This is a genomic window from Paenibacillus sp. WC2504 (assembly GCF_052682475.1).
Window position 1 is genome coordinate 1,549,119 of the sequence record NZ_JBQZFH010000001.1, and the last position, 12,036, is coordinate 1,561,154.

Here is a 12,036-nt window from a genome sequence, read left to right on the forward strand (position 1 = left end):
ATGTCGGGAGGAGAACTGGACTTTGAAATTCAACATGAGTTTGAATGTGAATCAACAAAAAAAGGCAAGAAATGTGAAAGCCAATCTGTCCGTCCTTCGCAACCTTAAACTGCGTTACAAACTGCTTTTCATGAATGCTATTGCTATTTTATTCCTGCTGATTGTAGGTATTACGGGTTATTACTTCATGGATAAGATGTCTAGCAATTCTACTAGAATGTACGAGGAAAGTCTGTTATCTGTCAAATGGATTAATCAGCTAAAAACGAACTTCAATGAAACCGAATCCAATTTGCTCGAAATGATGTTATCTGTAGATGTTAAATATAAAGGTAAGCTGAAGGCTAAACTTGACGAAAACAGCGCTATGAATCAGGAGCTTGTCACGAAGCTGGCAGGTATCCGGTTGACGGAAGAAGAGGCGGCTGCTTTCAAGGATTTTGAAGAGCTGAATAAGAAGTATCGTGAAATCGTTGCAATGACGATCGATCATGCTACCAAAAATAATCAAGTGGCTTACCAAGTTTATAATAATGAAGTGTCTCCGCAAGGTGATAAAACGATCGTGGCACTCGATAAATTGGTGCAGCTTAAAGAGACGGCGGCTGAAAATTTCCAGAAAACGAGCAGCAACGACTCTAAAACCTCCCACTGGTTCATCATTCTTACGATTGTTATCGCTATTGTTATTATGACGGTGAACGCAATGGCATTAAATATGATTATTACGACTCCGATTCGTAGATTGCAAGAGCATATGGAGAAAGCCGCTGGCGGAGATCTCTCTGTAAAAGGAGACTATCCTTACGAGGATGAAGTCGGTAAACTGACCGGTTCCTTTAATGTAATGACCGGAAGCCTACGCAGCTTGGTGTCCCAAATCGCAGATAATGCGCTAACCCTTTCGGCAAGCTCTGAAGAGCTTCTTGCCAGCTCGGAGCAAAGTTCGCAAGCTGCCAAACAGGTCGCGTCGTCAAGCCAGCAGCTTTCGGAGGATTTTGAGAAGCAGTTTACGGGTGTGAATCAAGCGAATGAAGCTGTGCAGCAAATGCTTAGGAGTACGAAGCTGATTGATGAATCTGCGCAAGAAGTAGCGAAATTAGTTGGACAAGCCACGGCTGCGGCGCAAAACGGTAAACGTTCTATCGTATCGATCGCAGGTCAGATGGGCGAGATTTCGGAAGCCGTGCAAGAAGTAAATGGCGTCATTGAAGCCTTAGGGAAAAATGCTCACAAAATTGGCGAGATTGTCAATGTCATCAATGAAATTTCCACGCAAACCAATTTGCTCTCTCTGAACGCAGCGATTGAAGCTGCACGTGCGGGTGAAGCAGGCCGCGGTTTCGCGGTTGTTGCTGGCGAAGTGCGCAAGCTTGCGGAGCAATCTGCTTCATCAGCGCGCAACATTACGCATCTGGTCTCGACGATTCAGAGACAGATCAACCACGCGGTAAGCTCCATGCAAGATGGAGCTGGCAAAGTGCAGGCCGGATTAACGATTTCCGGCGAGGCGCAAGAATCGTTCATTCACATTGAGACTTCCGTTGACGAAGTCAACGCGAAGGTGGAGAGTGTGAATCAGAACATTCACCAGCTGGTGGATGCTAATGTGCGCATCGAGCAGGTGATGGGCATTGTCAGCAGCGTTTCGGAAACGGGCATCTCCGTCAGCCAGGAGACATCCGCGGCTAGCCAGCAGCAGATGTCCACGACCGAGGAGATCGAGAATTCAGCTAAGTCACTGGCAGGACTAGCTGAGGAGCTGCAAATTTCGCTGCAGAAATTTACGGTGTAGTTGTGGACCGCGGGCTTAGGCTCGCGGTTTTTTGTTGTTTGGGGAGGCAGCCAACTGTGCCCGAGAGAGCCGAAAAGGCCGTCTCCGAAGGCGGAGTGGAAGAGTTGGAGCGCGAGCCGTCGTAAAAGGCCGTTTCAGCAGTGCAAGTCAGTCGGCCGTGAGCTCACAGCGCCTGAGAGAGCCGAAAAGGCCGTCTCCGAAGGTGGAGCGGAAGAGTTGGAGCGCGAGCCGTCCGAAAAGGCCGTTTCAGCAGAGGTCGCATTTACTATGGTTTAGTGATTGTTTTTCTCCCATATTGCGTACGCTTGTTCATGCAAATTGTAAGCGCGAATACACTTTCTACCGCCGCCAGCAGGCTTGAGCAATAATTTATCGGTCATTGCTTTTAGAACTTGGTAGGACTTACGTGAACCAACGTCCAGTAAAGCCGATACATCGTTTGGCTTTATAGCTCTGCCAATGTTGAGTGCAAAACGAATGACCTCCTTCTCCACGTAACTCAACTTCACATCCGTGGAAGCTTCGCGGCCCAGAAAGCGTCCCATGAATTGCTGCAGGATTTGTTCACACATGCGGGGGCGGTCTTTGACATCATCATAGGAAAAGCGGAGGATTTTCCAGCCGTCGATGATGAGATGGTTTTGGCGGATCCACTGGTCGGCGAATTGGCTGCGGCTGATCTGCGAGGCGTGAGGTCCGTAGCCATCAATTTCGATGGCTAGCTTCAGGGAGTGCCGCATAAAAGCAAAGTCGAGAAAACGAGTCCCGTCCCGAAAGTCTTTCACCTCATACTCAGGGTGCAGATCCGTGAAGCCGCAGAAGGCAGGCCACCAAACCTGCCGCAAAAATAACTGTTCAGCATGGCCATGGCCCTCCTTGAGTCTGCGATATCGTTCTCCTTTCCTACTAGCAAGATGCTTTGTAAGGAAATTCTCTAATGCAATGCGAAATTGCTTATCCACGTTGATACCCTCCAATCCATATATGAATAAAATAAGCCACCTCCCTGGATTCAGCAGTCCATGCTGGATCTAGAAAAGCGGCGTGTGCTTCACAGCCGAGTGAAATTACTTTCCATCATAGCATAACTAGTTTACTGCGAGTAAGACTGTTGACACTTTCATAACTTTCGTGTATATTAGATAGATTGATTGAAGTGAACCATATAAACACTTTAGACCAAACCTCATTTACCCCCATACGGACGATTAGCGAGTAGAAAGTAACCCCCTCTCCTTGTTTGTTTTTCTCCCAATGACGCAGTAAATTCAGCTCATTTATGGTAAACCCGAGGCAGTGTCATCGTGTTTCGGCAGCAGGTGTTTGTAAAGCAATTCGCACTGGCGCGGTCATTGGAGCCGCAAGGATGGAAGAGAGGTAGGGCTTTCATTGTTTTGATTCCAACACATGAAATTTGCATTTTCATAGAGATCAATATTCGCAATTCTATAGAAGAGCCTATCACACGTAGTGAGCAGCCTTCATTCATTGCGCTAATAAGACCGTTCTTGCCCTGATCACAGGGCGGGGGCGGTTTTTTCATGAGCAGCGCAATTCGTTTTTTAACGCACGACGAACGAACGATTATACATGAAAGCATACAGGCATCCATGGATTCAACTCTTCCTATTCAGTTAAACTTTGAGTAAATGAATGATGGAGGAATGGCCATGCAAATGAAGTTGTTTAAATCGTTGTGGGGAATGGAAGCTTATACCTATAGAGAAGCGTTTGGCAAAATAGCGGCTGCGGGATATTCAGGTGTGGAAGCAGGAGTTCCGATGAAGGAACATCGCACAGAATTTGGACAACTATTGCAGGAGTATAACCTGGACTATATTGCACTTATTAGTACATCGGGGAATCATGAGGAAACGTTCAAGGCAAATCTCGAAACTGCGGTGTCACTAGACCCGACATTGGTTATCTCTCATAGTGCCCGGGATTGCATGAGTGAGGAGCGACAATTGCAATTTTTTGAGTATGCCGTCGAAGCAGAGAAGCATTATGGCATTCCAGTCGGCCATGAAACACACCGGCATCGCGCCATGTTTACCCCGTGGACAACGGCCAGGCTGCTACAAGCCATTCCTGATTTGAAGATCACAGCGGATTTCAGCCACTGGTGCTGCGTTTGTGAATCACTGTTAGAGGATCAACAGGAGAATTTGCAGATCGCCTTTGAGCGGACCATTCATATCCATGCAAGGGTAGGCTACGCACAAGGGCCGCAAGTTCCCCATCCGGATGCACCTGAATATAAACGGGAACTAGAGGCACATGAGCTGTGGTGGGAACATATATGGAACGCTCGAATAAGCAAAGGTTTCGCATCAACAACGATTACACCGGAATTCGGGCCTCCGGGTTACATGCATACCATGCCATTTTCGAACGAGCCTGTGTCTGACTTATGGGAGGTATGCCTTAGGATGGCCGATAGGCTTCGTAACAAGTTTGCTTAACATTTAATTGAATTTGTAAAATTGCTATGGCTGCCGCGTGCAGCTATTTTTTTACGGGTTCCTTCGGTTATTCCCTAACAACTTCACGCCGATCGAACTGGTGAAACGCCTTCCATTCCTTTACAATGAGAGCAATAAGATCAGTAGAGGATGGATGAAATGGTTTGGAATATGAATTGGACATTTCTGCTGCTGGCTATCCTATTTGAAACGATTGGCACGACGGCAATGAAGATGTCATCAGGTTTCACGAGGGTGGGTCCGGCAGTTGTGATGGGGATTTGCTACATCATATGTTTCACGTTGTTTACACTGGCTTTGAAGCAGCTTGAGGTTTCTTTGGCCTATGCCATTTGGTCCGGGGTCGGGACGGCGTTGATTACGATCATCGGCATCTGGTGGTTCAACGAGTCCGTTTCCACGTTGAAGGTGATATCCATTGTTCTCATCATTTTGGGCGTCATCGGGCTGCATATAAGCGGTGGAGACGAAGCCCAGACGCAATCGCAAGCAAAAGGGAAAGCGCAGTCCAGCAAGCAACAAGAGCAATCCGCGGCTACATTAAATAAGGAGTGATACGGATGAGTGAGCATCAATTTGATTTGAAAGCAGAGTGGACCGGCGGTTTGGATGGCACAGGCCGCATTCAAGCGGGGAATCTGGACGCATCGATTTCAGTGCCAAGCCAGTTAGATGGACCCGGGATCGGCACGAATCCGGAAGAGCTCCTGCTGGGAGCAGCCGCAACCTGTTATCTCATAACGCTCGGCATGCTGGTAAAGCGGCAGGGCATTACCTCCCTTGAGCTGAAATCGGAGATTTATGTTGAGAATACGCCGGCCATGAAGGTGAATCGGATCATCCACCGCCCGTACATTTCAGTACCTGCTCATACTCTCCCGGATCAATTGGATAAAATAAGCAGAGCAGCTTATCGAGCTGAGCAGGCATGTATGATTAGTAAAGCGCTAAAAGGCAATGTGGAAGTTACGGTGGAACCCGAAATTCGATCCGACATGGACTAGAGGATTTTATCCCTCCTTCATCCGAACCTATCCCTAGGTGACGCAAAGACAGGTCAATTATAATATAAAAAAAGCAGGTAAAAGGCACCAGTACAAAGGATGGTGCCTGATTCGGGTTAGAAGGGGTCTGCCAAACGTCGATGAATTTGAACAAAAAGGTGTTTATCGGTTTTTTATTTTTTATTATTATCCCTTTGTTCGTACTGGGTACGGCCGTCTATACCGTATCCCAACAATTAATTGAGAAGAAATACGGTGACTTGACCGAGGTTACGCTGCAAGCGATTTCCCGGAACATTTATTACATGTTCAAGGAAGCGAATTATTTCTCAGACTTCTGGATGGTCAAAGACAGCATTCAGGGCATTTATCGGACTATAGATGAGGTCAGGCCGAATGAAGAAGCTCCGTCTTCGTATGATTTGAATACGTTTGATACGCTGCTGCGCGGCTCGATATTAACGTATTCGCCGATTCAGTCAGTCGTCATTTACAACAATGCCGGCAAGTCCTTCAGCGCGGGGAGAACGAGCGGGAATGCGCTACCATGGAAAACGTTGTCGAGCAGCACGGCTTTTGAACAAATAAAGGAACTGAATGGAAGTCCCATGTGGATTGGCCCCTCTGAGTATAAGGAGTTGGGCACCAGCCGCGGGGAGTTTTATCAAGCGAGGATGGTTAAAGATTTCTGGACAATGGACAATCTCGGCTACATGCTGTTGAAATTTAAATTTAATGAGCTGGATCAAATTTTTAAATCTTTTAATACGAACGAAGACAGCTCCAAGCGTTATTTGCTCGTGAATAAAAGCGGACTTATTTTCTATGACAATAAGCAGCATTTGGAAGGCGCCAATGTGCTTCAGCTGCTGCAAGGCAAGCTGGATCTGCAGCAAAGCAACCGGAGTTTTCAAGCTAATTTTCAAAATGAAAGAAGTCTCGTTTCTCTCTATCATTTAAATCTTAATCAAATGGGCGTGCAGGATTGGAGCGTCGTGTCGATAACGTCTTGGAAGTACGTGGCGGGAGAAATCGAAACGATTATGAAGCTGGTCGCCGGGATTACATTTGTATGTTTATTTTTTGCCCTGGTCTATAATTTAGTGTTCGTTCGCCGTATTGTTCAGTTAATTCTGCGCATGCTCTACTCCATGAAAAAAGTAGAGCGCGGAGACCTGACGACGCGTATGGAGGAAAGCGGCAAGGATGAAACTACAGCGCTGGCCAGGGGGTTTAATAGTCTCGTAGAGAGGGTCGAGGACCTTCTGGAAGAAGTCAAACGTCAGCAGGATCGCAAAAACAAAGCTGAACTCATGCTGCTGCAGGCGCAAATCAAGCCGCATTTTCTTTTTAATACGCTGGAATCCATCAATGTGCTTGCGATCCAAAACCAAGGGAAGAAAGTCAGTCAAATGGTGTACCGACTTGGCAATTTGCTGCGGATCGGTATGGAGAACAGGGAAGAGATTTCGCTTAAACAAGAGCTTGATCATCTCAAAAGTTACCTCGAAATTCAGGAATTCCGCTTTGAAGACCAATTCCACTATGAAATTGAATCGGACCCGGAGATATTGGATTACAGCATTCTGAAGCTTACGCTCCAACCGCTGGTAGAAAACGCGCTGCAGCATGGTTTTGAACCTATTGATTATATGGGGGTAATCTCGATCAAAGTCCTCGATGAGGGGGAGCGGATCGGGCTGTATGTCTCGGATAACGGGATCGGCATCTCCCATGAGAAGTTAGCGAAATTTCATTATAAAACAGAACTGGAAACGCCTTTTCACGAAATTTTAGATGCGAATGTTAATGAAGAGCGAAGAGGTCTTGGCGTCAGCAATGTAGCTGACCGCATACGCATCCAGTACGGCCAGCATTACGGCATATTTATTTGCAGCATGGAAGGGCACGGGACGACGATGAAGATTGTCATTCCCAAAACAAAGGGGGCGAGCCTGTGAGACTAAAAGCGATTTTGGCGGATGATGAGCCTAACATTTTACGTAATTTGCAGGCGGTCATTCCGTGGGCAGAGCTGGAAATTGATATTGTAGGAACGGCCAAGAACGGGGTAGAGGCCTTAGAACTATCCAGCCTGCATGGACCGGATTTGGTGATGAGTGATATTCGGATGCCGTTGATGGATGGGATTACTTTTGTCCAAAAGCTCCGTGAAATCAACGAAGCTTGCAAAGTGTTGATGGTAACAGGCTATCAGGATTTCGAGTATGCGCGCTCCCTCATGCGGGTTGGCGTTAGTGATTACATATTAAAGCCGATTAACTATGAAGAGTTGGAAAACTGTATTCGTAAGCTAGCTAATGAAATCAGGGAAAACAAGGCCATCAAGCAGCAGGAGCAGCAAAAGTGGGGCAAAATGAAAAATTTGGCCTATGAGAAAATTCTCCAGGATGTCCTCATGAACTATACAGAAGTTTCAGCGCACACGCTGCTTCCGATCGATAATATGGATTTGGAAACGATGACATATTCGTTCATGATGATCGATGTGGACGATTATTCGCAAAAGTCGCTCCCTTGGTCAGAGCAAGAGCGAAAGCTGTGGAATTTCGCTGTCCGCAATGTTATGCAAGATTCACTAGGCAATTTCAAAGCGGAATTTTCTGTTCTGCAGATGCGTGAAGGCGAATGGTGCCTGCTTATTCAATGGGACACTTGCAGGGTCGAGGACAACGAAGCCCAAGATGACGAAACCCGGATGCAGTCTAATTTGTACGAAGTGGCGATGAAACTGCAAAAAGATGTCCGCGAATCCGTCAAACTAGGCATTAGCGTAGGCTTTTATACTAGTGCTGTAGGTCTGCGACTGCTCTCTGATACGTACCGGAAGCTGCAGCGGTTCATGCAGTTAAACCTGAATAAACAGGAATCTGTGCTGCTTTATAAGGAGTCCAAAGAGCAAGCGGACGCAAACAGCTCCTTATGGTATTTGGTTGAAGAGATCGTAACAGGTCTCAAACAGTTAAACCGAATTAAAACGGAGGATGCTCTAAATCGGCTGAAACTCTTGCTGGAGGGGCTGCCGAACAGTTCTTTTGCCAGAGCGTATCAAATGCTGCATTTCCTGATCCTCCATGTGCTTCGCGAATTGCGCGAGATGAACTCGCTTGATGCGCAGGAAGAAGAGCAGGTTTGGCGCCAGTTGGATAAAAGCGAGAGCATACAGCACCTGCTTCAAGTGATGGTGCAGCTCGCTTCCATCGGACTGGAAGGGACGAATAAGAAGAAAAACAGCGAGCTTCTGATGACGGCTGCGAAAGAGTACATTCGAACCCATTACTCGAATGATTTCGGAGTTGAAGATATTGCAAGCTCTCTCGGCATCTCTTCGAGTTATTTCAGCTTATTGTTCAAGCAGCATTTCGGAGAAACATTTGTTGAATATGTAACAAAGCACCGGATGGAGCTGGCGAAATCAATGCTGCTGCACAGCGACAAAAGTATTACGGATATCGGGCGGTCCGTTGGTTATATGGAGCGTCGTTATTTTACGAAAGTATTTCAGAAGTTTACCGGTGAAATTCCTTCGGAGTATCGGGAGAAACGCATGGAGCCGAAGTAGAGAATTTTGCCCCTATATAAGGAATTTATCGGTCTTTAGGAGGAGCAGCCATTATTTTATACTTAACATGCAAGCCTAAGGGAGATCAAGGAAAATGAAAATGAGAACGTTGTTACCGGTAACAGGGGTTGTGGTCGTATCGTTCATCCTGTCCGCTTGCAGCAGCTTAAACCTGAACAGCCCAAACAACGAGGCGCCCTCCCCAGGGGCAAAAGGAGAACCGGTCCTGCTGACCATTCGTCACACGCAAGTGAAAGATACGCAGAAGAAGCGTTTGGCGATGCTTCAAGAGGTCGTGAAGTCCACGGAGGCGAAGGTGCCTGGCCTGTCGATTACACTGGATGGCGTAGAGGACAAAGTGAATCGCTTTGAAAAGCTGAGGGCTGAGATGGCTGCCGGGAATCCACCGGAGATCTTCGACTTATTCGGCGGGACGGATACGAAAGATTATGTGAAAGCGAATAGGCTGCTTGATCTGACGCCCATCTTGAGTGAACTGGGGTTAACGGACAAGTTCTACAGCTTTGAAGAGTTTACAGTCGACGGTAAAATATACGGCATCCCGATGGCCGGTTATGTCGAGGGCTTGTATTATAATAAAAAGATTTTATCAGAGCATCAAATCAAACCGCCTCAAACCTGGAATGAGCTGCTTGACGCTGCTGCCAAGCTGAAAGCTCAGAAGATAACGCCATTCGCGCTGGCAGCCAAAGACTCCTGGGTCATCAACATGATGTGCAACACCATGTGGGTGCGCACGGCCGGGCTCAATTCCGTCGAAGGTTTTCTGGATGGGAGCAAGCACTGGACAGACCCCGATGTCGTGGATGCTTTTGAGAAATATGATCTCCTCGTGAAAAAAGGGTACTTCCAAGAGGGCAGCTTAGCGCTTTCGTATGCCGAGCAGCAAAACAAATTCAGCAGCGGGGAAGCGGCGTTCATGTTTGACGGCAGTTGGGCCAATACGCCGCTGCTTGATCCAGAGAAGTCCGCCATTGTGAAGGATGTAGGGTTCATGAGTTTTCCGGATATGGGCGGCCCTGGAGACGGCTTCATTAACGGCGGATGGTCAAACGCCTATGGCTTCTCGAAGAAAGTGACCCCGGCGCAGCTTGATGCCATTAAGGAATTCATCAGGCAGATGTACAATGAGCCGATGCAAAAAAGACAGCTGGTCGAGGAAGGCATGCCGCCTGCCATGAAGCTGCAGGATACGAGCAATGTGAATCCGCTGATTACGCAAATATTGGATGTGTTTGCAACCAGCAAAGGGGCATTTCCTGCTTTTGATTCGCGCATTCAAACCAAGGTTCGTGAGAAACTGGAACGCGGTATGCAGGAATTAGTCGGCGGCAGAACGGATCCGGTCACGCTGATGACGGACATACAGAAGCAGCAGGATGCTTCCAATAAGGAAGAAACTCATACGAATTAGTAGGATGACCCATGAACAAAGTAGGAAGAAACTCGGTTGCTTATGCCATTTTTACGGTACCTACACTGCTTTTGCTGGTAATTTTTTTCTTCTATCCCATGCTGATGTCGATGCGCTACGGATTTACGGCATGGAACGGGATCTCACCAGCCAAGTGGAATGGTTTGGACAATTTCACCCAAGCGTTTCAAGATAAATATTTCTGGATTGCAGTGCGAAATAACTTGTATTTTATTGCTTTTTCGATTGGCGTACAGATCCCGTTCATTGTTTGTTTAGCTCTCGTTTTGAGTAAAATTCGGCGTTGGATGGGCTTTTACAAAACCATGATTTTCCTCCCTACAATTCTATCAACAGCTGTAGTAGGCGTATTGTGGGGATTCATTTATCATCCTGAAGCGGGACTCTTGAATCAATTGCTGGAAGCTGCAGGCTTAGGGGCTTGGAAGCATACCTGGTTGGCTGATGAATCGACGGCGATGATTTCGGTGCTCGTCACTAACGCCTGGCAGTGGGTTGGCTTTTATGTGATTCTAGTTTTGTCGGCCATTTATACCATCCCCAAAACCATCCTCGAGGCAGCCGAAATAGACGGTGCATCGAGTTCTCGTCAAGCCTGGTCGATCACGCTGCCTCTTTTGAGGCCTGTGATCATCGTGATGATCCTGCTTTCGATTACCGGTGCGATGAAAGCGCTGGATATCGTCTTTGTGATGACAGGTGGGAACCCCTACGGGATAACGGAAGTGATGGCGACTTATATGTATAAAAAGGCGTACCGAATCGGAGAGTACGGCTATGCGAATGCCATCGCGCTGCTCATTTTACTGTTCACGGGTGTGCTGACTTCCGTTTTTGGCTGGTTGACGGCAAAGCAAGAGGAGGCGCGGTTTTGAAAATGTGGACCCAGCGACAAGCAATCTCTCTCCGCGTTGCCATCCCGCATGCCGTACTTATGGCCTACATAGCCATCATTCTGTTCCCTCTGGGCTGGGTGCTCAATTCTTCTTTTAAAACGAATAAAGAAATCATCGCATTTCCTTGGTCATTCCCGGATGAGTGGCTGCTGTCCAATTATGGGAACGCATGGACTGGCGCGCATGTCTCGCACTATTTTATGAACAGTCTCGTGATTTCCAGTATAGCGGCCGTGATGACGTTAATCCTCGGTACAAGCACCTCCTTTGCCTTGACACGAATGAAATTTCCGAGACTAAGCAAGGTCATCAAACGAGTTCTGATGGTAGCTCTACTGGTGCCCGCTGGCTCCTTGCTAGTCCCTCTGTATATATTGTTGAGAAGTTTCCATCTTTACAATACGCCTCTTGCCTTGATTATGCCTTATATAACGTTTGGTTTGCCGCCCACGGTTTTTATGATTAGTGCGTTTTTCAAATCCTTCCCAAATGAGCTTGAGGAAGCGGGTACAATGGATGGACTATCCATCTATGGACTGCTTTGGCGTGTCATTGTTCCGATTGCCATACCACCGCTTATTCCAGTGTTTATGCTCAATTTCCTTAGCAATTGGAACGAGTTTATGATGGCGAATCTGTTTCTCACAAAAGAAAAGTTTCGAACGCTTCCTGTGAGCATGGTGGCTTTCTATGACCAGTTGAATATGAATTATGGTTCGCTTTGTGCGGCTATCATGTTCAGTCTGATTCCTGTCGTGCTGATGTATTTCCTTTTGCAGAAACGAATTATTGCATGCATTAAAGCTTAACCACTTA

11 protein-coding genes are annotated in these 12,036 nt (G+C 47.1%); 10 read left to right on the top strand and 1 reads right to left on the bottom strand.

Annotated elements, in window-relative coordinates; translation table 11 throughout:
- Nucleotides 1–22: 22 nt before the first annotated feature.
- Both ACUN27_RS07080 and ACUN27_RS07085 read left to right on the top strand, forming a co-directional pair.
- Nucleotides 23–1,795, top strand: coding sequence for a methyl-accepting chemotaxis protein (locus ACUN27_RS07080; protein ID WP_315953553.1), 1,773 nt, complete (start codon nt 23–25; stop codon nt 1,793–1,795).
- The gene (locus ACUN27_RS07085) at nt 1,796–2,071 is read left to right on the top strand and encodes a hypothetical protein (protein ID WP_315953552.1); all 276 of its coding nucleotides are present in this window, start codon (nt 1,796–1,798) and stop codon (nt 2,069–2,071) included.
- Here ACUN27_RS07085 and ACUN27_RS07090 read toward each other — a convergent pair.
- Nucleotides 2,068–2,757: an endonuclease domain-containing protein gene (locus tag ACUN27_RS07090; RefSeq protein ID WP_315953551.1), complete on the bottom strand. Its 690-nt coding sequence runs from the start codon at nt 2,755–2,757 to the stop codon at nt 2,068–2,070. The two genes, ACUN27_RS07085 and ACUN27_RS07090, sit on opposite strands and share 4 nt — an antisense overlap.
- A 708-nt stretch (nt 2,758–3,465) precedes the next feature.
- On the opposite strand from ACUN27_RS07090, the gene ACUN27_RS07095 reads away from it, so the two are divergent.
- The 8 genes from ACUN27_RS07095 (at nt 3,466) to ACUN27_RS07130 (ending at nt 12,029) form a co-directional block, all read left to right on the top strand.
- Nucleotides 3,466–4,260, top strand: coding sequence for a sugar phosphate isomerase/epimerase family protein (locus ACUN27_RS07095; RefSeq protein WP_315953550.1), 795 nt, complete (start codon nt 3,466–3,468; stop codon nt 4,258–4,260).
- A gap of 159 nt (nt 4,261–4,419) precedes the next feature.
- Entirely contained in the window at nt 4,420–4,836 is a 417-nt protein-coding gene (locus ACUN27_RS07100; protein ID WP_326061316.1) for a DMT family transporter, read from the top strand.
- 5 nt (nt 4,837–4,841) lie between these two features.
- Nucleotides 4,842–5,285, top strand: a complete 444-nt coding sequence (locus ACUN27_RS07105) for an OsmC family protein (protein ID WP_326061317.1) — start codon at nt 4,842–4,844, stop codon at nt 5,283–5,285.
- Nucleotides 5,286–5,425: 140 nt separating this feature from the next.
- Nucleotides 5,426–7,246, top strand: a complete 1,821-nt coding sequence (locus ACUN27_RS07110; protein ID WP_445558605.1) for a sensor histidine kinase — start codon at nt 5,426–5,428, stop codon at nt 7,244–7,246.
- On the top strand, nt 7,243–8,868 hold the full coding sequence (locus ACUN27_RS07115) for a response regulator transcription factor (RefSeq protein WP_315953546.1): 1,626 nt from the start codon (nt 7,243–7,245) through the stop codon (nt 8,866–8,868). Before ACUN27_RS07110 ends, ACUN27_RS07115 begins: the two co-directional genes overlap by 4 nt.
- Nucleotides 8,869–8,962: 94 nt before the next feature.
- A complete protein-coding gene (locus tag ACUN27_RS07120) occupies nt 8,963–10,303 on the top strand; it encodes an extracellular solute-binding protein (RefSeq protein WP_315953545.1) in 1,341 nt (446 codons plus the stop codon).
- An 11-nt stretch (nt 10,304–10,314) separates the two neighbouring features.
- The gene (locus ACUN27_RS07125) at nt 10,315–11,199 is read left to right on the top strand and encodes a carbohydrate ABC transporter permease (RefSeq protein ID WP_326061319.1); all 885 of its coding nucleotides are present in this window, start codon (nt 10,315–10,317) and stop codon (nt 11,197–11,199) included.
- A 2-nt stretch (nt 11,200–11,201) separates the two neighbouring features.
- Nucleotides 11,202–12,029, top strand: coding sequence for a carbohydrate ABC transporter permease (locus ACUN27_RS07130; RefSeq protein WP_326061322.1), 828 nt, complete (start codon nt 11,202–11,204; stop codon nt 12,027–12,029).
- Nucleotides 12,030–12,036 lie beyond the last annotated feature (7 nt).

What these genes read in the sequence shown, in the direction of transcription:
- ACUN27_RS07095 (WP_315953550.1), top strand. Translation starts at nt 3,466, where the DNA reads ATGCAAATGAAGTTGTTTAAATCGTTGTGGGGAATGGAAGCTTATACC.
- ACUN27_RS07100 (WP_326061316.1), top strand. Translation starts at nt 4,420, where the DNA reads ATGGTTTGGAATATGAATTGGACATTTCTGCTGCTGGCTATCCTATTT.
- ACUN27_RS07105 (WP_326061317.1), top strand. Translation starts at nt 4,842, where the DNA reads ATGAGTGAGCATCAATTTGATTTGAAAGCAGAGTGGACCGGCGGTTTG.
- ACUN27_RS07110 (WP_445558605.1), top strand. Translation starts at nt 5,426, where the DNA reads ATGAATTTGAACAAAAAGGTGTTTATCGGTTTTTTATTTTTTATTATT.
- ACUN27_RS07120 (WP_315953545.1), top strand. Translation starts at nt 8,963, where the DNA reads ATGAAAATGAGAACGTTGTTACCGGTAACAGGGGTTGTGGTCGTATCG.
- ACUN27_RS07125 (WP_326061319.1), top strand. Translation starts at nt 10,315, where the DNA reads ATGAACAAAGTAGGAAGAAACTCGGTTGCTTATGCCATTTTTACGGTA.
- ACUN27_RS07130 (WP_326061322.1), top strand. Translation starts at nt 11,202, where the DNA reads ATGTGGACCCAGCGACAAGCAATCTCTCTCCGCGTTGCCATCCCGCAT.